Source organism: Pradoshia sp. D12, assembly GCF_008935075.1.
Taxonomy (GTDB): domain Bacteria; phylum Bacillota; class Bacilli; order Bacillales; family Pradoshiaceae; genus Pradoshia.
This window is the reverse complement of the sequence record NZ_CP044545.1, coordinates 1,719,186-1,745,434: the sequence shown is the minus strand read 5'-3', so window position 1 is coordinate 1,745,434 and position 26,249 is coordinate 1,719,186. Positions and strand designations below refer to the sequence as shown.

Below are 26,249 nucleotides of genomic sequence, written 5' to 3'. Positions count from 1 at the left end.
CTTGATGATTACAGTTGGAAAACGACTCTCCTGCAGCAAATCCAATTAACGAAACTTAAATAGTGGAGGTAGCTTAGCATTATTATTTAGATTAAGGAAGGAAAAAACATAATTCCGCTACAGCTCCACCTATTAACCTTTTAAGATTATTTAACGTTGTTTATCTCATTTTTTAAGATCTCTGCGAGGGCTCCATATACGACTTGAACACCCTTGCCTTTCTTAAAGAGTCCCTTTGCCTTCAGTTCATCTTTCCAAACGGAATCTTCTGCAACTTTATCGATATCCTTGACGGTGACTCTTAATCTAGTTATACATGCATCGACGTCCACTAGGTTTTCTCTTCCACCTAAGGCTGTGATTACATCCTCTATATCAATGTCTTTTAGCAGTGCATCTTTCTTCGTATATAACTTATTCTCAGATTCCTCCCCACGACCTGGAGTTTTTAAATTCAATTTTAGAATAAGTGTTTTAAATACAAAGTAGTAGATGAGTGCTGTTGGAATTCCGAGAATGAGAATCCAAATATAATTCGTTTTATCATTACCCTGTAATAGACCGAATAATGTAAAATCAATGATACCCCTTGAGAAAGTAACCCCTACCGATACATCTAGAGCATATAAAGCAGCATAGGAAATCCCCTCTAGAATGGCATGAATCCCATAAAGTAATGGTGCTACAAAAAGAAATGTAAATTCGATAGGTTCAGTAATCCCTGTTAAGAAGGATGTTAAGGCCGCTGAAAATAGAATACCACCGACAATTTTCTTATTTTTACTGTTAGCTGTATGATACATAGCAAGAGCGGCTGCTGGGAGACCGAACATCATTGGTAAGTATCCACCTGTGAAATACTTCGTTGCTTCAGCTGAGAATTTCGTAACAGTCGGATCAGCCAATTGTGCGAAGAAAATGCTTTGTCCACCTTGTACGATTTTCCCTGCAACCTCTAATTCTCCACCAAGTGAGGTGTACCAGAATAGTGGATAAATAGCATGATGAAGTCCAAAGATATTGAGAAGTCTCATTAGCGATCCATAGAAGAACATTCCGATTGGTCCTGTTCGTCCAAAGAATTCTGAGAAGGTTGAAATTCCAATGTGAACATATGGCCAAACAAATGGAATAATCACCCCTACAACACTGATTGCAAATACTGAAATAATCGGAATAAATCTTACTCCAGAGAAAAACGAAAGTGCTTCTGGAAGCTGCTTGTTGTAATATCTATTAGCTAAAAAGGCTACTAGTAAACCAACAATAATTCCTCCAAGCACGCCAATTCTAACTGTAAAAATACCAAGCTCGTACCCATATACGTTTGCCTGCTTCGCTGCTTCAACTGGATCTAGACCCTGAGATAAGAAATAGTCTACAGTTGTCGTCTCTGGTGTATGGCCCAGGAAACCTAGAATGGTACCAACGATAACATGCATGACAAGAAAAGCGATTGCTGCCGATAAACCCGCTGCACCTTTTTCCTGTAACGCTAACCCCGAAGCAATCCCGACAGCAAATATCAAAGGCAAGTTAGCAAAAACAATATTACCAATTGCAGACATGGTGCTTAAAATATAAAACAAAAATGTCCCTTCTCCGAGTATTCCTTCCAACCCATAGGTTTCTACCATAAGGGGGTTGGTAAAAGCTGCACCAATACCAAGCATAATCCCCGCTATTGGCAAAACAGCAATAGGAATCATAAAGGCTTTTCCTAAACGTTGTAGTTTTTCAAACATTCGTATCCCTCCATTTTCAATCAATTATAGAACCCTTTGCCCAATCATTTGTTACTTTTGAAAATAATTATCATAAATAATATTTTATGTAATTTATTATCTTCTATTATATGAGAGTACCATATTAATATGCAAATAATTTTTAGAATAATTTTACTATATTGATAAAATTTATGATTTTCGCAAGTTCCACGTGTACTGTCCATCCCTTTTGTAGATTATTTGTAGGGCAATAAATATGGGATGTAGGATTAGGAAAGGAGCTGAGCTCAATAAAATATATATGTATCTTATGATTGGTTATTTTTTCTTTTGGAAAGAACATTGATTAATTTTGTCAGTAACACACTTCTTGGATCAACACACTCGATAGTTTAAGAACATACGTTTAAACTATACAAACAAACACCAGATGTTTATTATCCATCTGGTGTTTGTTTGAAAATATATTCTATTTCTCTAATTTGATTTATTTTTTTACTGCAGGTGGTCCAAATAATCCGTGCTGAAAATCGCGGAACGCCTCCTTGATTTCTTCCTGTGTATTCATCACAAATGGTCCACCAAACGCTATTTCTTCGCGGATAGGGATGCCTGAATAAATCAATACTTTGGAACGAGATAATGCTTTTATTTTTAATCCACTTGAGTTAGAATCTGAGCCTTCTTCATTAAAGGATAGGGTAGCCGCCCCTGTTTTAGCTATCTTTGTCTTACTTTCTCCGAACTCCATCTCCCCCGCCAACATATACAAGAATGCATTATGATTCTCAGGCAATACATGTGTGTAATCAGTTCCTTCACGGAGGCTAATTTCTGCCATCGTAATAGGAACCAAACTATTCATAGGTCCTGTTACCCCTGCAATATCACCTGAGTAAACTCGAATGTAACCCCCTTCAAAGTTCACAACAGGAGCATCTTCTACATAGATGTTTTGATAACTTGTTTCTGTATGCTTTAGACTTTTTGGCAGATTCAGCCATAACTGTAAGGTATGAATAAGATCATCATCAAAAGCCTCTTCCGCATGCCTAGCTGCCCAACCGGCATTCATGTATTGGGCATCACCAGCATCCAAAATGCTATACCCTCCTGCATTATCTATATGTTCAAGCCTTCCATCAATAACATAAGTTATAGTTTGAAACCCTCTGTGGGGATGGTCGGAGAAGGTTCCACGCTTAAACCAGTCTTCAGCCATTAGAATAAACGGGGAAAATTCCTCATTCCTCTCAGGATTTAAAATCATTCCTTGTTGAACATGAGGGTATCCATTTTTGTTGTATTCTGGATACCAAAAATCTTTTACTTCTCTCTGAAATGTTGATTCATTAGACATTTCAATACCTCCTTTTGGACTTTTAAACATATGAATAAATTCATTTTCATACAGCTTTAACTACTTTACTTAATTTCAATTGGGTTTCTTTTTAGCTCTTATTAGGAACTTTCCAATTAATTGTTCAGACTGTTTCCCCCATAGCATAAATTGAAATTCCTTAAAGAAGTCATCAACGATCATTTCAATATTCCCTAAGGCAGTTTCTTTTGAAAGGCATTTAGTTCTTGATTTAAAACCCTAGCCCTTGTATTCTGTGATTGTTTCTTCACCAAATACTTTTACTGCAAACTCTTTTTTATTTCAGAATCCATTACTATTCCCCTTATTGATATCCCACTATCTTACCATTAACATATTACCATAATATTCCGATTCGTCATTGAAAAATCACAGTATAATCCCTGTTTAAATTAGTGATTATTCAACCACTATGCTATACTTACCCTACCATTTGATAATACTAGTTTCATACGTTTGTTGCAGAAGCTCTATTCATTTCTTGAATAGGGTTTATTTTTATTTACCAAATATTATTAAATAAAAAATAGACCCTACAAATGTAGGGTCTATCAATTAGCTGTTATTAAGCTTTTTGAACGTTTGTAGCTTGTGGGCCACGTTGTCCTTGTTCTACTTCAAAAGTTACACTTTGACCTTCGTCTAAAGATTTGAAGCCTTCGCTTTGGATTGCTGAGAAATGTACGAATACGTCTTCTCCGCCTTCACGTTCGATAAATCCAAATCCTTTATCTGCATTAAACCATTTCACTTTACCTTGTTCCATAATTGTTGCCTCCTAGTGTGTTTCCACACAATGTATTACTATCCTTGCTCAAAAACCTTAGACGAAAATCAAAATCGCTTCTCAATCTGAAAACGAACAAAAATAATTCTTCTTTAGAATAACAGACATATCTTATAATAGCAAATTATTAGACTTATACCCTCCATTAACCCACGAACATTGTCACTTATCTTCTTCAAAAGATACTGTACTTAATTGAACATATCAAAAAAACTGCATTAGTGTTCTGAAACATATTCTTTTAATGAATGTAACATTTCACTTTGGATTTAATTTATTTTACAGTCAAAAAACCTTTAAAAAGTAAAACAAGGTAAATCATTAGATTTACCCTGCTCTCTTTATTCGTTATACTGGTAAGCTTAAATCATTTTCTTTAATCTTACCTTTTTTCTTTAATAGATAATAAGTGCCATATGCAATACCTGCAGGTAATATTATATAAGTAATCAACATCGCTGGAATGATATAACCCAGATTATTTGTAGTTAATAGTTGAATAGGAGCCACAAATGAACTTAAACCCATACCGGCAATTTCTTTAGGAGCTTCTATACTAAATACTAAAGCTGACACCGGACCTGCCACTGCACTTGCTAACAATGTCGGTAGCAGGATATATGGATTCTTTGTTATATTGGGCAATTGTACTTTTGGCGTACAAATCCCTTGAGCTAGTATACCTCCTAACTGATTTTCTTTTGCTGAGATAACAGAAAAACCAACAAAGTGAGCAGCACAACCTGCTAGAGCGGCTCCACCAGCGATACCTGACAGTTCAAGTGCTATAGCTAATGCGACGGAGGATGCTGGAGATACTAGGAATAATCCCCAAACTACTGCCAAAACGATTGAAGCGATCAAAGGACTTCCGGCTGTTGATGTTTTAATAAACGCACCAACGGATGTTAAAATAGGTGCTATTACTGTTGAAAGCTGTATTCCAACAAATCCAGAGATTAATATGGTTGCAAATGGAACTAACATCATATCAAGCGGTGTTTTGCCGCTCAATCTTTTTCCAATAAAGGTTGCTAATGTTGCAGTTATTAAAGCACCAATAGGTTCTCCTGATTTAATCAACATACCCGCTTCGGTAATACTAATAGCGCCTGCTCCCAATGCTGCTGCTATGGCCGCAGAGAATACCACTAACCCATTCGCTCCTAGCATAATTGCAATACCTACCCCGATTGCTGGTGCCATTAACCCTGTAGCTATTGAGCCAATTTCAATCATCCATGCCAAATCCAAAATGGAACCTATATTTTTTATTAATAGTCCGATACCCAGCGTAACGAAAATACCTTGTGCAATACCAGTTGAAGCATTAAATATTCTAGGCATTATATATTCTTTTTTCATCTGTCATTCCTCCTGTTGTTAAAAGCCAATGCTTCTCATGTATTCACGTAGTATTTCATTCGATTGATCAAATTTTTCTTTTTCTGTGCTAGTTAGGTTTAACTCAACTACTTCTTTAATACCTTCTCTTGTAATGATAGAAGGCACTCCAGTACAGATATCTTTATATCCATATTCGCCATCAAGAATAGTAGAAAGTGCGACAATTTTATGAGAATCATTAAATATTTCTTTAGTGATAGATGCCAGAGCTGATCCGATACCGTAGTAGGTGGTTCCTTTTCTTTCTAGTATCTCAAACCCTACTCTTTTCACTTTTTGCAATAATAAATCTAAATCGATTTCCCCAATTTCTTCTTTTCCTTCTTCTAAAATTTGTAGAAGTGGTTTTCCCCCAACAGTCATGTGGGACCAAGCGGCAAATTGAGAGTCTCCATGTTCACCCATTGTATAACCATTAATACTTCTTGGATCAACATGTAAAATTTCCGATAAATAATTTTTCAATCTTGAAGAGTCTAATGAAGTTCCAGTACCAATTACTCTATTTCTCGGAAGGCCAGATAATTTCCATACCATATAAGTCATAATATCAACTGGATTGGATGCTATCAAAAAGATACCGTCAAACCCACTTTCCATTACTTCCGAAACAATAGACTTCATAATCCTTGCACTAATTTCCAATGTATCTAGTCGTGTCTGACCTTTTTTAGGAGGAGGACCAGCAGTTATGATAACGATATCTGCATCTTCGCAATCAGAATAGGAACCCGCAGTAATTTTCGTTCGGCTTGGCAAAAAGTCGATGCAGTGTAATAAATCCCAAACTTCACCCTTTGCTCTTTCATGGTTAATGTCAATCATAATTAATTCATCGCAAATTCCTTGATTAATTAAGCTATAGGCTGCACTTGATCCAACCAAACCAGTTCCTACCATTGCTACTTTTTTTAGATTTCTCAAATTACTCACTCCTCTAAGATGTTAAATATGTGAATCTTTTCACATAACGCATTATCAATATAGCTTCTTATTTTTTCATGGTCAAGAAAAATGTGGTATTTTTCACTAAATATACATTTATTACATTAAAAAGTTAACTTTACTTTTTTTGAATAAAATCAAGCTGGAAATTAAGCTATGAATAGCACTTTTGCTTTTTTGTATATCCCTTTAATGAGTTTAAATTATTCTTGGAAAAAGTGACCCCCAATCAACTTGGAATAAAGACAATAAAAGAACCTCATTATCTTAATGAGGATTCTTTCTGAATATAAGAAACGATGAAAAGTTCATTTAATATTTTCTTTAACTATGTTACATCCCAACTGTTTTCTCTCTATTACACCTGTTTCTCCAACGCATTTTTAGCAAGTAAGGTCAGCGTAGAATCATCCATAGGAGGATTATGCAGACCTGCCCGAACATCACGATAATATCTTTGCATTGGACTTTTCCGTTGCAGGCTTTGTGCGCCGACTATTCGCATGGCTGTATCGACAATCGAGATTGCTTGATTGGTTATAGCCGTTTTAACAGCTGCCAATTCAGGACCCATTTGTTCACGTTTCTCAGGATACTGCTCCCATCTTTGAGCAATAGAATATAAAAAGCTCCTAGACTGCATCAGCTCAAGCTCCATTTGACCAATCTTTGCCTGAATATGCGGCAGTTCAGAGATTGTGCCCTTTAAACTGTTTGGTGAATACGTTTTTGCAAATTGAATCGCATAGTTACGCGCTCCCATTGCAATGCCTAAATAACACGCAGGTATATGTAAAAGCCAGCCTGAAGCTTTTCTAGCAGAAGCTCTTTCCACAAAATCTTCTTCACGAAGCACTACATTTTCCATAAGTAAATCATGGCTGCCAGTTCCCTGCATCGAGATCATATCCCATGTTTCATCAATACTCACACCGCTCTGGTTTTTGTATACTTTAAACCAACCAATCGTTTCCTCGTCAGGAATCCATGCACTTACAAGAAAAATATCCAAAACCGGAGCCAGTGAGGTGTACGTTTTTCTTCCGTTAAGAATCCATTTATCTCCTTTTCTAAGAGCGATCGTCTCTGGTCTATCTCCCCTTGTTGGGCTACCTGTCGCTGGTTCAGATGCGGCACGATTAACCAAAGCTCCGTCAGCGATTTCGTTAAATAGTTTCTTTTTATTTTCTTCTGTCCATGTTTTATTTTCTAAGAGCTCCAGGATTACCATATTGTGCCACCCAATTGCTAGTGACGTTGAACCGCAATGCTGGGCGATGATCTCCTGGCCAAGCAAAAAAGTCGTTAACCCTTCCCCTGCTCCTCCAAATTCCTGCGGCAAGGTTAAGGTTGTATACTTCATTTTTTTCAAATCGGTAATATTCTCGGCTGGAAATGAGCGTTCCTCGTCATATTTTTGTGCTCTTACAGAAAACTCTTTTGCTACGTCTTTTAATTGCTGCAAAATAGTTTCTTGTTGCTTTGTTAAATATTCCTCCATGTTGCCAGCTCCCTTATCGAAAAAACTATTCTGGGTTGAATAGTATGGTTTATATGTTTATCATATCACTTTGCCGTTTCTATACCCATTACCAAACTATAATTATTCCCCTATTCCCTAAGCAAAACACCTATGCAAATGATCTATAACGTGCATTAACTAATTATAAAGAGAGGGGAGACTACATTTGAGTAATGAAAGTGATAAAGATTTTTTTGATTATGCTTCTGATCTAATTGGTGAACAAGTCCAGGTTATTACAGTTGAAGGTTCATATTACGGGGAATTAAAGGCGTTAAAGAGCGACTTTTTGTTGCTGCTTACCACAAATAGAGGTCAAACTAGCATAATAGCCATCCGCTTCAAGAAAATAATTGGCATTTCAAGAAACCTATACAAGGAAAGAAGACGTCCATTATTCTTCGGTCAACAATGGAACCAAGAGCAGGATCATACAGACGACCAATATGATGATCATGTAGAGGATCATTATGAACATTCAGCAGACAATGATCATGATGAGCATGAAAATCATGATTTTCATGACGAAAAATAATTCAAAAGAAGTAAGGACTCTGCTTTTACCTCTGCGAGTCCTTTCTTTGTTTTACTAATTGCCTTAGAGCAGACCTTAAATCCGGATAGATAAATGAGTATCCGGCTTCGATTAATTTTTTGGGTATCACCTTTTGCCCTTGCAGTATTAACGTACTCATTTCTCCAAGAGCTGTCTTCATGAAAATAGAAGGAATGGTTGTCCAATGCGGTTTATTAAGTACCTCACCCAGAGTTTTACCGAAATCCTCCATTCTCTTTGGATGCGGAGCGGTAAAATTCACCGGGCCATTTATTTGGTTATTTCGGATACAAAATAAAATTGCATTTGCCACATCCTCAACATGAATCCACGAATACCATTGTCGGCCTGAACCTAAATTACCTCCGACAAATAGCTTATAGGGCAAAATCAATTTTTGAAAAGCCCCTTCTTTGGCACCAAGAATTAGACCAAAACGGGCAAATACGACTCGCATTCCAAAATCTGTTACTTTTTGGGCTCCCTGCTCCCACTGAACAACAGTTTCCGCCAGAAAATTGTCACCTGCTTGTTTCCAGTCCTCATGATAGGTTTGTTCTAGAGATGGCTCATAACAACCAATAGCACTTGCATTGATTAAAATTCGAGGTTTAGGGTCAAGCTTTGCTATTATCCTATAGATCTCATTTGTAGCATTTATACGGCTTTTTAAAATTTGCTTTTTTCTTTTCTCCGTCCAACGACCAGAATTCAGGGATGTGCCAGCTAGATTAACAATAGCTTCAATCCCTTCCAATTCCTCTTCTGGTTTACTATATTCATTAAGCCATTCGACTGGTTTAACAGTTGACATTGTCAGCTTATTTTTATTACGGGTCAAAATATAAACCTCGTGACCTTCCCTGACTAATAATGCAGCAAGTTCCTTCCCAACAAAACCGCTACCGCCGGCAATCGCTATCTTCATCCTCCGCACCCCATTCATTTGCGACTATCAATTCAGAAAGACTTTTAATCTATTTTTGCTTACTTTTCTACTTCCCTCATATGAAAAAGATGTAAACATTATAATAAGCACAACGTGTTATTCTCTCTATAAGTCTTCCTTTCCTAAATAAAAGGGTTCCAGGATTTTTTCCTCAATGCCATCTTCAGAAATTTTAACACTATAGGCGGCGGCGTTCGGTCTGGAGCTCACTACTTTTACCAGCTCTCCATTTACATAATGAAGCCCTACTCCATCATCAGCAGCAATACCTGGATTTATTAATCTATCTTTAACCATTTGTAAATAGGCAGGTCTTCTATTCATTTCACCGTCGTAGTGAGGTGAATGACTCCCCTTTAATATCCCCAATGCCTTTATTGGTTCAAGTGTATCTCCAAATGAATCGGTCAATCCTTCCTCATACCAGCAAATTGCACCTGCACTTATACCGCACAATAGGATTCCTTGGTCATAAGCAGTTTTCAGTATTCGATCCAATCCCCACTCTTTCCAGAGAATTAATAAGTTCTTCGTATTACCTCCACCTACATAGATAATATCCTGTTCGAGTATGTAATCCTGCAAATTTTTGGTTGGAGGCTTAAATAATGATAAGTGAGTTGGTTCGCACTCCTGCTCATTAAAAAAGGTATAAAACCTTTGTACATACCCGTCCGCATCCCCGCTGGCAGTTGGTACAAAGCATATTTTTGGCCTATTTACAGTAGCCTGTTTTAAAATATATCGATCCAATAACGGATTATCCGGTTCCATTGAGAAACCTCCGCCTCCTAAGGCAATAATCTGTCGCATAGCTCAATCCTCCCTTACTTTTGACGACCAATAACGTTCAGGCAAAACTTAGTCTATAAATAACGTTTAATATATGTTTGTTAACAGCGTTTATAATGAACAAATGCATAAAAAAGCCTTACTTAAGGCTTCTTTAAAACTTCAGTACTATTGATTTACCATCATCCTTAGAATGAATAGTTACTTGTTTTTGTACAGAGCGATTTTTTTCTAAATGGACATCATATGAACCAGGTTCTATGGTCAACTCATATTCACCTTTACTATTAGTTTGAACATTTAAGGGTTTCTTGTCTTGATTCTTAGAGTTTTTCTTAATCAAAATATCAGTTTCACCAAGTGCATGACCGGATGAATTCAAAAGGATAAATTTTATTTGAACATTTCTTCTGATATCCTCATCCGAGGAAGCAGTGATTTGTTTACTAGACGTGTGATTTAAATTCAAATCATGATCCCCAAAAGAATAGAAAATGGCATACAGATAAATCGAAAATACGATTACTGCATAAAATATGAGTTTAACCTTCGCCATCATATTCACATCTGATCGCCCCTTCATTCCCTTTAAAAAGTAATCATGAGCCTGCCTACTACCATTATATTTCCATCCTTAAGCTATCATTCCCTTCCAGTATTTAAAATTTGTTAAGAAAATACTAATAAGTGGCTCTAATAATCAGTTTGATAAACAGTATTGGAAGAGCAGAAAAAATGAACGAATTTGAACATTTAATTAGTCTATTACAACATGGAGCGATCTGGTCCATATTTACAACCATAGGATATTTATTTTTATTAGTTTGGTGGTTTTTGTTCTTATTCAAAAGTAAAAATAAAAGATAAATTATAAATTATAAATTTACAAACTGGTTCAGAATCCCTTTTGATTCTTCTTGAAGAGATTGTATTAATTCTTTAACCGATACTTCCCTGCTTAATCTTGGGCTCTGCCCAGACCAAAGTGACATATATTCCTTATTATTTTGTTCACTTGCTACCCTTCTTATTTCTTTAGTTAATGTATTTTGATAAGGATAAGCCGGCAATTCATTTTCGTACTCTCTCATATTTTCCATGAATTTATTGTTAACACCCCGGGCTGTCTTACCAGAAAAGACCCTGGTTAATAATACATCTTCTTCTGATGCATTAAGAATAGCCTTCTTATGTAATGGATGTGCTCCACTCTCTTTTGTAGTTAAAAAAGCTGTGCCTAATTGAACTGCTTTTGCACCAAGACATAAAGCCGCTGTGACACCTCTTCCATCCATAATCCCTCCTGCAGCAATAACAGGTATGGAAACATTATCTACAACTTGTGGAATTAAAGACATTAACCCTATTAAGCTATCTGGATTCATAAATGATCCTCTATGTCCTCCTGCTTCGCTGCCTTGAACAACCACTGCATCCATTCCTATACTCTCAACTATTTGGGCTTCTTTTACATTTGTTGCAGTACCTATAACAACTGTTCCGACCTTTTTTAATTCTTTCACAATCTCTTTACTTGGAATACCAAATGTGAACGAGCAAACCTTCAATTTTTCTTTTAATACTATTTCAATTTGTTCATCGAATTCTGATTTAGTAGAAATCGACAAATCATCCTTTACTATCTGAAGTTCTTTTCGATATTGGTCTAATAAACTATTCGTTTTTAAAATTTTATCTTCTATTAATTCATGATTTTCAGGTACAAAAAGATTTATACCAAATGGATGTTTAGTTAACTTTTTTACATTATGTATGAATTCTCTTGTTTTATCTGCTGTTAAATAACCGGCTCCAATACTACCTAAACAATTATTATTTGAAACTGATGAAACTAGTTCCGGAGTGGTCACGCCTGCCATAGGAGCTTGTAAGATGGGATATTTAATCCCTAACTCTTGAATCAATTTATTCTCCATAACGAGTTCCCCCTCATTTTTTTGAATTTATAATAAAGTTTTTCCCCAGGATGTATTGTATTTTTTACTTTTCATTGCTAGGTTGCCAAACGTTGAATAACCTTGAATGGATATTGCAATAATTCTCTGATAAAACAAGAAATATTTAGCTTTTGTAGCTTCTTAACTGATTAATGCTAATATCAATTAACCGTTTGATAACGGTTGATAGGCCGTCCTATCCCGCCATACTGTAATACAATTTCTACTTTGTTTTGCTTTTCGAGATGTTCCAGATAACGACGAGCTGTGACTCTTGCAAGTCCAGTCCCTTCGGCAACTTCTTCTGCCGAGATTGGTTTCTTTTTCTCTTCGATGAATAGAAGTATTTTCTCCATTGTTGCCGGGTTAAGTCCTTTAGGGAGTACTTCCTTCTTCATTTTATGCCCCTGTTCAGGTTGGCTGCGCAAGAGACGGTCCAATTCATCCTGAGTCAACTCCTCTTTCTGTTTGAATTGCTCCCTGTATGCCTTATAGTTTTCGAGCGCTTGCTTCATTCGCTCAAAGGTGAATGGCTTCATGACATAGTCAAAAGCTCCAAACTGCAGAATTTCCCGAATTGTCTGCTGGTCATTAGCTGCCGTAACGACGATGACCTCTGTCGAAATGGCCTTTTCCCTGATTTTGCGGATAGTAGCAAGCCCATCCTGTTCAGGCATGAATATATCCATTAAAACAAGTTCTGGCTTCAAGATTTCTATTTGTTCAAGCCCCACCTTACCGTTCGGGGCAAAACCGACGACATGGAAGCCTTCTATTTTCTCAATAAACCCACGATTAACCTCGCGTACCATTGGATCGTCCTCAATTAGTAATACAGTAACTGTTTCCATTTCATTTCCCCCTTAAAAAGTAATGACAATGCTGGTCCCTTCACCAGGAGAACTATCCACTTCAATATTGCCGCCGCCTTTGGCGACAATTTCATGAATCAAGTACATGCCAATCCCATGTCCTTCTTCTTGTTTGGTGGTGTATCCATTTTTGAATAGATTATTGATGACGGCTTCATCCATCCCAATTCCATTATCCTCCACCAAAATTGATGTAGATTCATCCGTTTGGTCCAAGCTAATAGACACTTTACGCTCTTTTTGGATAGATTTCTGTACAGCCTCGAATGCATTTTCAATAAGATTTCCGATAATGACGACAAAATCATGATGGTCAAGCCCATTTGGAAAATGAGTCCAATTGCTGTTCTTATCTATTTCGACTTCGATACCTAGTTCTTTCCCATGGCTAACCTTACTTAAAAGCAAACCTGATAGATTGTCATCTTTAATGCGTTCATGTAGGAAATCAGTGAGCATTTCTTGTTCTTCTTTAGCTTGGAAGATATATTCAGTTGCTTTTTTATATTTACCAAGCTGAAGCAAGCCTGCGATTGTATGCATCTTATTTTTATGTTCATGATTTTGAACACGGAGAGCCTGAACAAAAGCCTTTACGCCTGTAAGCTCCTCGGCTAGCTTCTTCACGTCTGTCCTGTCCTGAAAGACTGCGACGGCTCCAATCGTTTTGCCCCTTACCTGAATAGGAATACGATTACTCAAAATGGAATGCTGGTTGACCAATAACTCCTTATTATAGACCGGGTGATTAAAATCAATGATTTCTGGCAATCTTGTATCAGGCAGAACATCATAAATATTCTTGCCGATTAGATTTTGCTTATCTACACCAAGGATACGATAGGCCTTTTCATTAAAAACCGTAATGGTCATATCATTATCAATAGCGATAATTCCTTCATGCATGGCATTGAAGGTTTCATTCCGTTCGGCATAGAGACGAGCTATTTCATGTGGCTCAAGCCCAAACATTTGGTTTTTAACATGCCGTGCCAGTGACCATGCTCCCCATGCGCCAAGTAGCAGCGAAAAACCAATAGCCAAGAAGATTTCAATCCTTGTCCCCCATACAATTTCCCATAGAGTTGGGGTCAGATATCCTGTGATAACCACCCCTACCTGATTATGTTCATCATCCATAATAGGAACAAATCCGCGCATAACTGTGCCTGCTTCTCCATTCGCTTTAGAGACATAGCTGTGTTCCGTAAACGCAGCATCCTCATCTGCCGTTTTTGACACTGTACCTATCATCCTTTTGACAGGATGGGACAGTCGGATACGATTATTATTGAGCACAACAATATAATCAGCATTATTGATAACCCTAATCCGCTCAACAACTGGGTTTATTTCTTCCGCTCTGCTTTTGTCACCGCCTTCTGAAAGCAGCTTCCTCACCTCAGGCAATTCAGCAACCGTTCTTGAGAGGAGCAGGCTCCGTTCGCTGATTTCTGCCTCCTTCTTTTCCATGAAACTTCCGAGCACAAAGATACCTGCAACAGCAAAAGAACAGATAATGATGAAGAAAGTCATAGTCATAATCTTCCAATGGATAGATATTTGCTTCATGCCCAAAACTCCTCGAGTAACTTTTTTCCATTGTACCACCAAAAAACATGGTAGAATATTGAAAAGAATAATATGGCGGGGATATGATATGAAAAGTTTTTTAATAACAGCTGTTTCCATCATTGCCGTATTGGTGATATACATGGGGGTTCAGCATGATTTTGGGCAGAAAGCAAGCTTACCGCCTGATTTTGAACAAGAGGGCTTAAACGAACAAATTGTCATCAACTTTAGTCATGTTGTTGCCGAAAATACACCAAAAGGGCTCACCGCTGATAAATTTGCAACGCTAGTCGAGAAGAAGACTAACGGAGCTATCCAGGTAGAGGTATATCCAAACAGCACACTCTACTCAGATGGGGAGGAACTGCAAGCTTTGCAAAATGGCGATATCGAGATGATTGCTCCCTCCTTCTCAAAAGTGACAGATTGGATTCCCGAATGGCAAGTTCTCGATCTGCCGTATTTATTGAAGAATTATAAAGATATAGAAGAGATTTTCACAGGTCCCATAAAGGGAGAGCTATTAGGGATGCTTGATGAGTATGGTGTGAAGGGCTTGGCCTTTTGGAATAATGGATTTAAACAAATTACAACGGCCCATTCTCCTGTTAAACTGCCAGATAATCTTGAGGGACTTACTCTGCGTACCATGCCAAGTAACATGCTCAAAAGGCAGCTGAACCTTGTTGGTGCAGAGAACCGAAGCGCTTCCTTTGACCAGGTTTATAGTTTATTAGAAAGGGAGAAGCTTGACGGCCAAGAAAATACGATCTCTAACATTGATTCTAAGGGTTTCTATCAAGTGCAAGATCATATGATACTATCCAACCATGGTATTCTTGGATATGCAGTCATGATTAACAATGAGTTTTGGAACAGTCTTCCAAAGAATTTACAGCAGGCAGTCATCGAAGCAATGGACGAAGCGACAGCTTGGAACTTAACGCAATCCGAGCAAATGAACAGAGAATCCTTAGCGAAATTGGAAGCTTCCGCTGAGCTTGAAATCTATCATCTAAGTGACGAAGAATTACGGCAATGGCAGCAAACTTTCTTGCCACTGTATGATTACTATAAGACCCAATTCGACGAAAAACTATTAAAAAAGATTCAAGAGTCGATTGACTGATGAGGCCTTCCCCTACGGAAGGTCTTTCTTTTTCATATAGATTGGATGCTGATTAAAGAAATATGCTCATTCTTTCGATTAAGATAATTATCCTGGTGACCAAAAAGACCAAAAAGAACATTAAAACCATAATCCCACAATTCCTTCTTTATCCTTTAAGATAAACACAATAAATTGTAAGCGCTAACAATAAAACAGAAAGAAGGGTTGGCTTTGAAAATCTTTAAGAATCTAACTGTCCAAGTTGTCACCGGTATCATTTTAGGGATTATGGTAGGGGCAATTTTCCCTGAGTTCGGTGCCAGTTTAAAAATCCTTGCTGATTTATTCATAAAATTAATTAAAATGTTGATTGCTCCAATTATCTTTTTGACAGTAATCATTGGGATTGGAAGCATGGGCAACCTAAAGAAAATCGGGAAGATTGGCGGCAAGGCTTTATTGTATTTCGAAATTGTATCCACTCTTGCTTTAGCAATCGGTATTCTTGTCGTCAACTTTGTTCAGCCTGGAAGCGGGCTTAATACAGAGAATTTAAAAACTGGCGATGTATCTCAATATACGGCACAGGCTGCTGAATCGGATCAGGGCTTCGGAGCATTCATTCTGAACTTGATTCCTGAGAATGTTGTCGGCGCCCTTGCTTCAGGGGAATTGCTTCCGGTCTTGTTCTCAGCAATTCTATTCGGACTGGCTGCTGCTTCTGTCGGCGAAAGAGCCAAACCAGTCATCACCTTCTTTGAAATAGTAGCTGATATATTCTTTAAGATTGTCAATATGGTTATGAAAATATCCCCTATCGCCGCGTTTGCCGCAATGGCCTATACAATCGGAAATTTCGGTCTTGGATCGCTTGTTTCACTCGGAAAATTGATGGGCTCTGTGTACCTCACTATGTTTTTATTCGTCGTCTTGGTCCTCGGCTCAATTGCAAAATATTACGGTTTTAATATCTTTAAGTTCATGGCCTATATTAAAGAAGAGATTCTGCTGGTTCTTGGTACATCATCTTCCGAATCTGCCCTGCCGGGAATGATGCGAAAGCTAGAAAACTACGGCTGTTCAAAGCAAGTCGTCGGTTTGGTCATCCCTACAGGGTACTCCTTTAACCTTGATGGTACATCTATATATCTATCAATGGCCGCCATCTTTATCGCCCAGGCCTATGGGATTGATTTGACCATCTGGCAAGAACTGACCTTGCTTGGCATATTAATGCTAACCTCAAAAGGCGCTGCAGGGGTGACAGGATCCGGCTTTATCACACTGGCCGCCACTTTGGCTGCCTTCCCAATGATTCCGGTAGAAGGAATGGCGTTATTAATTGGTGTCGATCGTTTCATGTCTGAAGCACGTGCAATTACGAACCTAATTGGCAACGGTGTGGCAACTGTTGTTGTTTCTAAATCAGAGAAAGAATTCAATGCGGATTTTGTGCCTGATGAACAAGCAAAGAGGTATGATGCCACTTCTCCTGCAGACAATCTATAAAACAAAGAGAAAGACAAGCCGTGCCTCCATCTGCCAGCTTGTCTTTCTTTTTAAATACTTTTTCTAATTTTCCATTCATATACGGATGATCAACCTGTGATACTTATTATTTTTCATTTTCAGGTTAATTTAATTATTGCTCTTAATCCATACCTGAGAAGATAGCTGCATAATGAAAAGACTGCCTATCTGACGTCCCGTCTCTGAAGAACAGTTAAATAAAAAAAACGCCGAATCAATCGGCGTTTCAGTAGTATATTCGATTTCCTTTTTCCTTCTGCTTTTTATAATACTTGTCGTATGCAACCAATGTTAAGACTGCTAGGATGGGATAACACAGTACCATGGAGTTGTATGAAGTGTATACTGCAAAATTAAAATGGAATAGCAGGAAACCAATCGTATTAATGACAAGCAACCTCATTTTCAATGAATGGTTTTCTTTCATTTTCATAAAGAATAAGCCAAATAAAAGAATTGTAATCCCGATGGACATGGAAATATAGGAACCCAGGAACATTCCAAATGAATCAAAGAATACCACTGGTATCAATCCACTGAACATCACGGTCAAATAACAGGTTAGCAGCAAGAGAGAATATCTAACATATTGCATGGTTTCTTCCCCCTTATTGATTTAATAACTTCGTTTTCATTTCTCTGTTCATATCATCCAGCTTCGTTACAAACTCTTTACTGCTGGCGATAATCCTTCTGCTGGATGCTTCCTGGGTCTCAATAGCAGAATAAATATCCTGGTAAGCCTTTTGAAGCTTTTCAATCGAGATAGATGGATTCTCCAGGAGCTTCGTTGTTTTTTCTGTGTTTTCTTTTAGCATTTGCGCGTTTGCCAAAATCATGTTTTCTGTAGCTTCATTTACGTCATTGATTGCTGTAATGATTCTTTCCTGATTTTGCAGTGCCAAATGAATAGCAGATGTAACGGGAGCTAAGTTCTTAGTCGTATCAATTGCATTCCGAATGGCTTCTTTCAATTTATCATTATTTTTCTTGATAATATCAACAGAAGCAAGGGATTGCTGTAGCACATTTACCATAGAGCTCATATTCTTTGTTCGCACAATAATTTTCTCCTGTGCCTCCATGACAAGCTGCTGCTTATTCTGCCATTCTGGATCGTTCTTTTTATCCTCAATCATTTGGAAAAGATGCTGACCCATATAGATTTGTTTATCTAAGAGATAAATTTTTTCATGGACATCTTTTTTGATGACATCAAGCTCAGCATTATCCTCCTGAAGCATATCTCTTCCTCTAAGTAAGGACTGGACGATTTCATCAATATTCTTTTCCACTGTTTGATACTTTGCAATAAACTTTTCATTTGAACTCTTGCGCAAAAACTTTGGAACAATCTTTGCTATTCCTTTTGTCTGATAGGCATTTGGATTTAGGTCAGAAACCGCCTCGCGAAGCTTGAGCAGATTAGTTGGTATATCGTGATTGTCCTTGTTGTCCATCATGTCTTTGACTGGTCTGCGTAGACTGTTTAATGATTCCCCAGCCATACGTTGCTCATTGCCGCCGAAATTGCTTAAATGCTCTAGGACGGAGTCAATATTATGTGCATCCGTGTCAGATATTTTTTTGACGACCTGAGTTGCTTCATCATTTAATTTTTTCATATCTTCGGGATTTATGAATGATTGAATCGCTGTTTCATCAAATTCCCTATTTTGTTCACTCATCGGTTTTCCACCTCTTGTCCAACATTATTTTTCGTATCTTTGATCGATTGTAGTCAATGTTTTCTTTAAGTCAAATTCCCTTGTATTGTCAATATGTCTGCGAATTTGTGTAATTCGCTCCTGTATGATAATCAGTCGATTTAATGTATCATGTTCATACTTTTCTTGTTGTTTGGATTCCAATTGACTAAAGTCAGCTATCAGCTTTCGTAAATCTTTAATTATTGTCTCCTTAACCTGATGCTCATAATCAACATCAGAGATGAGATCCACATGCTCCAGTAAATAACCCAGGCTTGGGATAATTTGAGTAAAGGCATGATCAATCGGTGATGAGAGATAGTTTCTTTTTCTCGCATCTTCCAGCTCGTTTATAAGAGCAGTAAAGTTATTGTTATTTTGATATATCATTTTCATTTTTTCCGGCTGAAAACTCATAATGACCCATCTTAAAAACAGGTCAATCTTTTCTAGATCGCTTTCTTTCTTTAATAACTGTTCAGAGATTTTCTTTTCTGTATAAACTCTCGATCTTGTATCGTATCGAACATCAAGTAAAGGCTGTTTGGTTTTAGCTTTTTGCGCATTAATCGTAATGTAATCCGGTCCAGCCAAGATAGATAGTATATTTGAATCCAATTCATATACATAATGGGCATAACGATCATCCAATTGAGTGCATACAAACTGGTCTTTTTGATTTTTACCTGCTATTCGCTTCATCACATTTGCCAAACGTTCCTGTTTTGGTCCTGCTGGTTTTGCGTCCTGCAGAAAAACTACAGCTGTAGCTCCTACCAATCCAAGAAGGATCATATAGAACATAAACAGTCACCCCTTTCTAAGGCAATTTTACCATACTATACATACGAACAAACAGACAGATAGTTTCAAAAAACATTGGTAATTTTCATTTCCTGTAGCACTTTTATCAAAAATAATGAATATCTCAAGAAAAACTATATTTATATATTATTTCTTTCCCTAAGCGAATATCTTAATTTAAAATTTCAGAATAGAAACTATTTTACACACCTAAAATATGGATTGTTTTGGTAAAATACAAATTGAAAGCTGACCCAAATCGTAAAACGGCCAATCGACGGCGAATTTCCATTAATTCACCTGTTAATTTGAAGGGTAAATTACATCTACATACGTACCACCAAGAAAGTATAAATTCAAACGAATAGAGGATGATAGCATGTATTTTTCATCAAAAAGAGACTTATGGATAACCGCTACCATTTGGTTATTCGCATTTATTTTTATTCTTTCACCCATTTTCTTTCCAGACCTTGGTGTTTGGATGACCCCTGAGTTCTTAGACAAGCAATGGATTAAAATCGTACTCTTAGTACCAGTTGGTTTTTGTTTAATGTGGATATGGCTTAAAACGGGATATACAATTGCGGAAAATCTCCTCACCATACACTACGGTCCATTTAAGAAGGAAATTAAGATTGATACGATTAGTAGTATAAGAAAAACCAGAAATCCTTTTACAGTTCCTGCCCAATCTATGAATAAAATAGAAATTAATTTTACAGGATTTAATACGATTGCCATTTCACCAAAAAACCAAACTGAATTTGTTCGTCAATTATTAAAGCAAAATCCACATATAAAAACGGATTACCATTTTGAAAATCGTACGGAGAGTTAGGATAAGAATTAATAGATTAGCCTTTTTAAGTGCAATCTGCCTGCAGCGTCGGTCTAATACCATGAGCACATAAAAAACACCGGAAAACACCGGTGTTTTAATTAATTATCTATTTGTTGTCGATTAGCTTAAAAGGAAAATGCAGTTCAAAATTGGCTTTTCTTTTTTCAGGCTCTTTCTTAATCACTTCCCCTGTATTCAGCCAAGATGCTACATCAAAGTATTTCTTATAATCCGTTAGCTCATTTTGTAATTTGGTTTCTATGTGTTGATTTGAAAAACAAATCACATTGTCTAAATGTCCCATTGGCCTAGCCGTAAAACAGACTTTGTTTTTTAAAGGCAACTGATTGAACGTTTCAATACATTCTTTTCTGCACTGATACTGATCGCTGAATTTAAAAAACAACTGATCCCAATTTATGCGTTTAACTCTTTCATTCCAGTCATTTAATGCTGTCTGTTTATACTTATAGGAATAGAAATGGATCTCCACTTTCTGGTCCAACAGCCCAATGGGATAGATATCCGTTATTCCATCATATTTTGAATGGAGTGTAAATTTAAGGGGAGATTTCATATAATGCTCAAAGTTATATAAGAGCTCAATATAGTCCGGTGCAAATATGAACATTCCAATAAATGGAGAGTTGTATTCCATACCTAAATCATCGTATACTTTCTTGCCCCAATCATTGTCTGAGACAATCGTGAAATGACTGTTTTTCACTTTCTTTTTCATATCCAGATGAAAACAATAACTAGATATCTTTTTCGTTATTTTTTGTAGATAACCTTCCATTTTATCTCCCCCTTTCTACATTATTATTACCTTTATTCCTTTTTTTAATGAAAAAATAACATCTAAATTATGGAATCTTACATTTCTCGCTAAAGATTTCCCAAATTATGCCGATATGTGATATAGCACCCTCTATGACATTTTATGATGGAGACATTTTTTAGTTACTCATTTTATCCTTAAATTTGTTTGGGATTGATTTAACTGGTCTTTGCAGTTGTCTGACAAAAATATATGCCATACAGCCTTGTAAAACTGAGGGAGAATAAAGGAGGATGTACATTTGCAAAATCAAAAGGCAAGCCATAAGCCATTGGTCTATAAGGGTACAACACTTTTATTATCTGCAGGATTTATCCTATATAGCGGGGATACATCATTAAAATTATTGGACACCAAAAAGGCAGAAGCATCTAGTGTTACGTATTACGAAACCACTTCTAATTTAAATTTACGAGTCAGTAATTCTACTAAAAGCACTGTACTCTTAACCATCCCTAAAGGGGAAAAGATTAGCTACCTTGCAAAAAGTGGTTCTTGGTTCAAAGTGAAATTTAACAATCGCACAGGATGGGTCAATAATAAGTATGTGAAGAAAGCTGAAAATATTACTTCTAGTAAAGCAATTGTGTCTGGCTATCAAACTACAGCTAATCTTAATTTACGATCCAAAGCGTCAACCAATGGGAAAATCCTGAAAACCATACCTAAAGGGAAAACCCTAACCTATATTTCCACTAGCGGTTCTTGGATTAAAGTAAAATATCAAACTACTACGGGCTGGGTTAGTTCAGATTATGTAAAAAAAATAAATGAGAAAGCTAAGGTTGAACCTGCTGTGGTGAAATCTGCTGTTGTTACCAGCAGTTCATCAGCCTACACAACGAAAGCTAACCTTAATTTACGATCATCCGCTTCAACAAAAGGAGCTATTTTAACGACGATTCCTAAAGGGAAATCCGTTACTTATGTTTCCAAAAGCGGTTCATGGTTCAAAGTAAAATATGGCGGTAAAACCGGTTGGGTCAGCTCCAGTTATTTAAAAGCTAACTCAGCTGCTGCTAAACCAACGAGCAGCACCCCTTCCGCTGTGGCAAAACCACAGCAAGAGGTTACGTACCAAGCAACAGCTAATTTAAATTTACGATCCACTTCTTCCACAAAAGGATCTATTCTTACGACGATTCCTAAAGGGAAATCCGTTACTTATGTTTCTAAGAGCGGTTCATGGTTCAAGGTGAAATATAGCGGTAAAACCGGTTGGGTCAGCTCCAGTTATTTAAAAGCTAACTCAGCTGCTGCTAAACCAACAAACGGTACAGGCACACCATCTACCGTGGCAAAACCACAGCAAGAGGTGAAGTATCAAGCGACAGCAAATTTAAATTTACGTTCTTCTGCTTCAACGAAAGGATCCATTTTAACGACAATTCCTAAAGGGAAATCTGTTACTTATGTTTCCAAGAGTGGTTCTTGGTTCAAGGTGAAATATAGCGGTAAAACTGGTTGGGTCAGCTCCAGTTATTTAAAAGGTGTTACACCGGTTAAAAATGAGAGTCCCTCCCCTTCTGTTGAAAAACCAAAGGCGAATTTGACTTATCAAACTACTGCTAAACTGAATCTAAGAACTGAGGCTTCTACCCAGGGGTCTGTATTAACGCTTATACCAAAAGGAGAGAAAGTTACCTATCTATCAAAAAACAGTTTTTGGTTTAAGGTGAAGTATGGAAACAAAACAGGTTGGGTCAGCTCTGAATTCCTAAAGGAAACAACTGAAGATAAAAAAGAGGAAGTAAAGAATAAAGAGATTTATACGACAACTGCTAATTTGAAGTTTCGAATTTCAGGCTCTACCAGTGCAACAGTCATTACTACTATACCTAAAGGAAAGCAGGTTACGTATTTATCCAAAAAAGGGGCATGGTATAAGGTTTCCTTTAACTCACTTACAGGCTGGGTCAACTCATCCTACCTGGTAAAAGGAGCATCTACCTCCGATTCCTCTAATCCAATCAGTTCAGATTCCTATGTAACAATGGATTTAAGGACAAAATCATCCGTAACAGCTGCTCAGATTAATACGTATATTGCGAAAAATGCAACCTCCTCCAACAGTGTTCTATATAACAGGGGAAGCATATTTATTGATGCAGCAAACAAGTATGGCGTGAACGCTTGTATCTTGCAGCACATGCCATTCATGAGAGCAATTTCGGTAAATCGACTATATCATTGGCAAAAAATAATCTGTTTGGTTACGGAGCCTACGATGCAGCTCCATTCGTGGGTGCTGTCAAATTTAATACAATCAAATCAAATATTGAATTTATTGCTCAAATGATGAAAGCAACGTATTTAAATGAAGGATACTGGTCCTATAAAGGTGCTTATCTTGGTTCTACCGTTAAAGATAGTAATGGGAATAGAATCGACAGCCTAAGCAGCGGGATAAATTTTTATTATGCGACCGATTCAAATTGGGGAAAAGCGATTGCCAAACATATGTCGGCAATGCTTGATTACAGTAACGAGGGTGCAAAAAATGCCACCCCGAATAAAAAGGTGCCAAGCAGACCCTCTTATCCTGATGCAAAAGATGTCTTTCCTACCGGTACTCTTGCTGTAGCCCATAAAACAATTAATCTGACATCAGCAGATAACACAGGTTCAACCGTTTATCAGACAACTTCAAACCTAAATTTGCGATCAAGTGCTTCAACAGATGGTTCTATTCTGCTCACCATTCCTAATGGGAAAACGATAACCTATCTTAGTGCAAGTGGTAGCTGGTGTAAGGTTCAATATAACGGAAAAACCGGCTGGGTCAGTTCTGAATATGTCACAAAAACAAACTCAGGATCTTCTGTCAGCATTCAAGCAGGAGAAACCTTTAATTTACTAGAAAAACATAACAATGAGTCTTTAAAAGTAAAATACAAAGGGAAAATGTATTATACATCCAGTTTTGGATTAAGCAGTTATTATAAATACATGTCCGTTAAAAATCTGGCGCGTGTGGATGCTACATCCTTAAATGTCCGTTCTGCTGCGAATACAGGCAGCAGTATAGTCGGTACCCTATCTAATTATCAATATATTGAGCTATCGGTTGATTCAAAAAACAATCCGGAAACCAGCAATGGATGGTATAAAGTGAAACTTTCAAATGGTACACAAGGATGGGTTTCCGGAATGCATATTATCCGTGAATTGAATAAATAATAGATTGTGAGATTGTCATATCTTAGTTTTTAGCCCAGAGATTCACTCTGGGCTTTTTTCTATAAGGATATATTTGTTTTGTCACAACAGCCCATTAGAAAACAAAAGGAAACATTCACTATTTATCCGCCCTTACGTTTTGTCCGACTCCTCATATATTAATTATAAAGATTTATATGGAGGTGGAAGTATGCAAAGAAGAAGAAGACGTGCAGGCAAAGGACTATGTTATCCAGGATATAATTGGTGCGGTCCTGGCTGTTCCGGTCCATGGGGACCTACTAATCAAGTAGACTCATGCTGCAAGAAACATGATGACTGTTATAAGAGATTTGGCCCCACCAAACAGTGTGACGAGATGCTGTTAAACTGCCTTCAATCACAAATAAATCCTCGAACAAAAATGGGACGAGATGCTCGATTGTTTTACAATGTCATGCGCCTTAGGTATGATCTCCGATAATTTAATCAGAAACTATAAAAAGCCTCTCAAATCTTTTTGATTAGAGAGGTCTTTATTTTTACCTATACATTACATCAGTACTATTAGATCTGGAAATTTTATATTTAACTCCATATTTCCCTCAGCTATAATCACTCTTAAATATTATGTAAATTGCATTCCCTCTTGTTCTATTCTTTTTATTATGCCGTGTTGCTTTATCGGAATGTTTAATATCTATATATATGGGCAAAACATTTAATATACCTAGAGAAATGAGGCGGAATTTATGTATTTTGAGTTGAAAGAAACGAAACATCGCCCTTTCCCTTTACCGAAATCACCGTGGGTACTGACCCAGGTATGGAATGATATGCTATTTTTACATTATCAAATAGAACCCACCCTTCTCCGTCCATATGTGCCGGAGGAATTGGAGATTGATTTATATGAAGGAAAAGCATGGATTTCGATTATTCCCTTTAAGATAACTAAAATGAGAGCAAGAGGGCTTCCACATTTTCCATATCTTCATACTTATTTAGAGCTGAATGTACGTACATATGTTAAATACAAGGGTGTTCCTGGTATTTATTTTTTTAGTTTGGATGCTGATAAACTATTAGCCGTCTTGGGAGCACAAGTGGGCTTGGGCCTACCTTATAAAAAAGCACATATGTACTTTCAACAAGATAGGGATCAATTTTATTTTCAAAGTGTACGAGAAAGCAGTAAACAAACCTATCAACTCGATGTTCATTATGAGCGTAAACAGATTTTATACGAACCCCTGCCGGACTCTTTGGATTTTTGGTTATTAGAACGATACAGTATGTATAGTATTTGGGGCGATTTAATCATACGCGGAGATATTCATCACGATCAATGGAAAGTAAGTATGGTTCATGCGCATATTTCAACTAATACTATGCTCGACTTTTTAGGAGATGAAACACTCGATCCTGCACCACAGCATATGCATTACTCGAGAAGAAAGCGATTTTTATTTTTCCCTCCAAAAATTGTGGGCAAAATTAAACACTCCACAGACAAATAATCTATACAATAGGTGTAATCTCGACTATATTATGTTAAACGAAAATATACTCTCTTTAGTCTGGTTAGATAAAAGTATTTAACTGAATTCTTCTTAATTCATTCTCCCTTTTATCATACCCATCAGTTGGGTAAATGATTGCTACCATAACTTACTCCTATCTTTTCGGTAAATTGGCTTTCTTTTGACTTCTTAATAATATTAAAATGTAAACTCCTATTAATCTATTCGTAACATTGTAACTATATAATGGTACTATA

The 26,249-nt window shown here is 37.1% G+C and carries 24 protein-coding genes; 8 read left to right on the top strand and 16 right to left on the bottom strand.

The window, feature by feature from the left end; all coding sequences use genetic code 11:
• Positions 1 to 146: 146 nt before the first annotated feature.
• The 6 genes from F7984_RS08470 to F7984_RS08445 all read right to left on the bottom strand — a co-directional run bounded on the left by F7984_RS08470 (position 147) and on the right by F7984_RS08445 (position 7,748).
• Positions 147 to 1,745 (bottom strand): PTS transporter subunit EIIC, encoded by a 1,599-nt coding sequence (locus tag F7984_RS08470; protein WP_139891082.1) that lies wholly within the window; start codon positions 1,743 to 1,745, stop codon positions 147 to 149.
• Positions 1,746 to 2,214: 469 nt separating this feature from the next.
• Positions 2,215 to 3,087, bottom strand: coding sequence for a pirin family protein (locus F7984_RS08465; protein WP_140461384.1), 873 nt, complete (start codon positions 3,085 to 3,087; stop codon positions 2,215 to 2,217).
• Positions 3,088 to 3,673: 586 nt separating this feature from the next.
• On the bottom strand, positions 3,674 to 3,874 hold the full coding sequence (locus F7984_RS08460) for a cold-shock protein (RefSeq protein WP_050614125.1): 201 nt from the start codon (positions 3,872 to 3,874) through the stop codon (positions 3,674 to 3,676).
• 369 nt (positions 3,875 to 4,243) lie between these two features.
• Positions 4,244 to 5,260: a PTS sugar transporter subunit IIC gene (locus F7984_RS08455; RefSeq protein ID WP_140461383.1), complete on the bottom strand. Its 1,017-nt coding sequence runs from the start codon at positions 5,258 to 5,260 to the stop codon at positions 4,244 to 4,246.
• 18 nt (positions 5,261 to 5,278) lie between these two features.
• A complete protein-coding gene (locus F7984_RS08450) occupies positions 5,279 to 6,226 on the bottom strand; it encodes an L-lactate dehydrogenase (protein WP_306821530.1) in 948 nt (315 codons plus the stop codon).
• Between the two features lie 379 nt (positions 6,227 to 6,605).
• Positions 6,606 to 7,748: an acyl-CoA dehydrogenase family protein gene (locus tag F7984_RS08445; protein ID WP_140461382.1), complete on the bottom strand. Its 1,143-nt coding sequence runs from the start codon at positions 7,746 to 7,748 to the stop codon at positions 6,606 to 6,608.
• Positions 7,749 to 7,935: 187 nt separating this feature from the next.
• Here F7984_RS08445 and F7984_RS08440 point away from each other — a divergent pair, with 187 nt between their 5' ends.
• The gene (locus tag F7984_RS08440; protein ID WP_140461381.1) at positions 7,936 to 8,304 is read left to right on the top strand and encodes a hypothetical protein; all 369 of its coding nucleotides are present in this window, start codon (positions 7,936 to 7,938) and stop codon (positions 8,302 to 8,304) included.
• A 25-nt stretch (positions 8,305 to 8,329) separates the two neighbouring features.
• Here the strand turns inward: F7984_RS08440 and F7984_RS08435 are convergent, their stop codons facing one another.
• From F7984_RS08435 to F7984_RS08405, 6 genes are all read right to left on the bottom strand, one after another.
• Positions 8,330 to 9,253 carry a TIGR01777 family oxidoreductase gene (locus F7984_RS08435; RefSeq protein WP_140461380.1) on the bottom strand — a complete coding sequence of 308 codons (924 nt, stop codon included), beginning with the start codon at positions 9,251 to 9,253 and terminating at the stop codon, positions 8,330 to 8,332.
• A gap of 126 nt (positions 9,254 to 9,379) precedes the next feature.
• Positions 9,380 to 10,087, bottom strand: coding sequence for a Type 1 glutamine amidotransferase-like domain-containing protein (locus F7984_RS08430; RefSeq protein ID WP_140461379.1), 708 nt, complete (start codon positions 10,085 to 10,087; stop codon positions 9,380 to 9,382).
• 133 nt (positions 10,088 to 10,220) lie between these two features.
• Entirely contained in the window at positions 10,221 to 10,631 is a 411-nt protein-coding gene (locus F7984_RS08425; RefSeq protein ID WP_140461378.1) for a hypothetical protein, read from the bottom strand.
• A gap of 310 nt (positions 10,632 to 10,941) precedes the next feature.
• On the bottom strand, positions 10,942 to 12,003 hold the full coding sequence (locus F7984_RS08415) for an NAD(P)H-dependent flavin oxidoreductase (protein WP_140461377.1): 1,062 nt from the start codon (positions 12,001 to 12,003) through the stop codon (positions 10,942 to 10,944).
• Between the two features lie 182 nt (positions 12,004 to 12,185).
• Positions 12,186 to 12,875 carry a response regulator gene (locus F7984_RS08410; protein WP_066104175.1) on the bottom strand — a complete coding sequence of 230 codons (690 nt, stop codon included), beginning with the start codon at positions 12,873 to 12,875 and terminating at the stop codon, positions 12,186 to 12,188.
• Between the two features lie 12 nt (positions 12,876 to 12,887).
• Positions 12,888 to 14,468 carry an ATP-binding protein gene (locus tag F7984_RS08405; protein ID WP_139891100.1) on the bottom strand — a complete coding sequence of 527 codons (1,581 nt, stop codon included), beginning with the start codon at positions 14,466 to 14,468 and terminating at the stop codon, positions 12,888 to 12,890.
• Positions 14,469 to 14,556: 88 nt separating this feature from the next.
• Here F7984_RS08405 and F7984_RS08400 point away from each other — a divergent pair, with 88 nt between their 5' ends.
• Both F7984_RS08400 and F7984_RS08395 read left to right on the top strand, forming a co-directional pair.
• Positions 14,557 to 15,600 carry a DctP family TRAP transporter solute-binding subunit gene (locus F7984_RS08400; protein ID WP_139891101.1) on the top strand — a complete coding sequence of 348 codons (1,044 nt, stop codon included), beginning with the start codon at positions 14,557 to 14,559 and terminating at the stop codon, positions 15,598 to 15,600.
• 213 nt (positions 15,601 to 15,813) lie between these two features.
• Positions 15,814 to 17,091, top strand: a complete 1,278-nt coding sequence (locus F7984_RS08395) for a dicarboxylate/amino acid:cation symporter (RefSeq protein WP_140461376.1) — start codon at positions 15,814 to 15,816, stop codon at positions 17,089 to 17,091.
• Between the two features lie 247 nt (positions 17,092 to 17,338).
• Here F7984_RS08395 and F7984_RS08390 read toward each other — a convergent pair whose 3' ends face one another.
• The 3 genes from F7984_RS08390 to F7984_RS08380 are packed head-to-tail and all read right to left on the bottom strand — an operon-like array spanning position 17,339 to position 19,625.
• Entirely contained in the window at positions 17,339 to 17,707 is a 369-nt protein-coding gene (locus tag F7984_RS08390; protein ID WP_140461375.1) for a hypothetical protein, read from the bottom strand.
• A gap of 13 nt (positions 17,708 to 17,720) precedes the next feature.
• Positions 17,721 to 18,800, bottom strand: coding sequence for a toxic anion resistance protein (locus F7984_RS08385; RefSeq protein WP_066104191.1), 1,080 nt, complete (start codon positions 18,798 to 18,800; stop codon positions 17,721 to 17,723).
• 24 nt (positions 18,801 to 18,824) lie between these two features.
• The gene (locus F7984_RS08380; RefSeq protein WP_140461374.1) at positions 18,825 to 19,625 is read right to left on the bottom strand and encodes a hypothetical protein; all 801 of its coding nucleotides are present in this window, start codon (positions 19,623 to 19,625) and stop codon (positions 18,825 to 18,827) included.
• Positions 19,626 to 20,004: 379 nt separating this feature from the next.
• Between F7984_RS08380 and F7984_RS08375 the strand changes: the two genes are divergently transcribed.
• Positions 20,005 to 20,466 carry a PH domain-containing protein gene (locus F7984_RS08375; RefSeq protein WP_140461373.1) on the top strand — a complete coding sequence of 154 codons (462 nt, stop codon included), beginning with the start codon at positions 20,005 to 20,007 and terminating at the stop codon, positions 20,464 to 20,466.
• A 109-nt stretch (positions 20,467 to 20,575) separates the two neighbouring features.
• On the opposite strand, the gene F7984_RS08370 is transcribed toward F7984_RS08375, so the two are convergent.
• Entirely contained in the window at positions 20,576 to 21,268 is a 693-nt protein-coding gene (locus F7984_RS08370) for a DUF1919 domain-containing protein (protein ID WP_140461372.1), read from the bottom strand.
• A gap of 283 nt (positions 21,269 to 21,551) precedes the next feature.
• On the opposite strand from F7984_RS08370, the gene F7984_RS19355 reads away from it, so the two are divergent.
• The 4 genes from F7984_RS19355 to F7984_RS08350 all read left to right on the top strand — a co-directional run bounded on the left by F7984_RS19355 (position 21,552) and on the right by F7984_RS08350 (position 25,989).
• Positions 21,552 to 23,609: an SH3 domain-containing protein gene (locus F7984_RS19355; RefSeq protein WP_140461371.1), complete on the top strand. Its 2,058-nt coding sequence runs from the start codon at positions 21,552 to 21,554 to the stop codon at positions 23,607 to 23,609.
• A complete protein-coding gene (locus tag F7984_RS08360; protein WP_258188142.1) occupies positions 23,501 to 24,490 on the top strand; it encodes an SH3 domain-containing protein in 990 nt (329 codons plus the stop codon). Before F7984_RS19355 ends, F7984_RS08360 begins: the two co-directional genes overlap by 109 nt.
• A gap of 190 nt (positions 24,491 to 24,680) precedes the next feature.
• Positions 24,681 to 24,953 (top strand): phospholipase A2 family protein, encoded by a 273-nt coding sequence (locus F7984_RS19350; protein ID WP_139891105.1) that lies wholly within the window; start codon positions 24,681 to 24,683, stop codon positions 24,951 to 24,953.
• A 268-nt stretch (positions 24,954 to 25,221) separates the two neighbouring features.
• A complete protein-coding gene (locus F7984_RS08350) occupies positions 25,222 to 25,989 on the top strand; it encodes a YqjF family protein (RefSeq protein ID WP_140461369.1) in 768 nt (255 codons plus the stop codon).
• Positions 25,990 to 26,249: the final 260 nt, after the last annotated feature.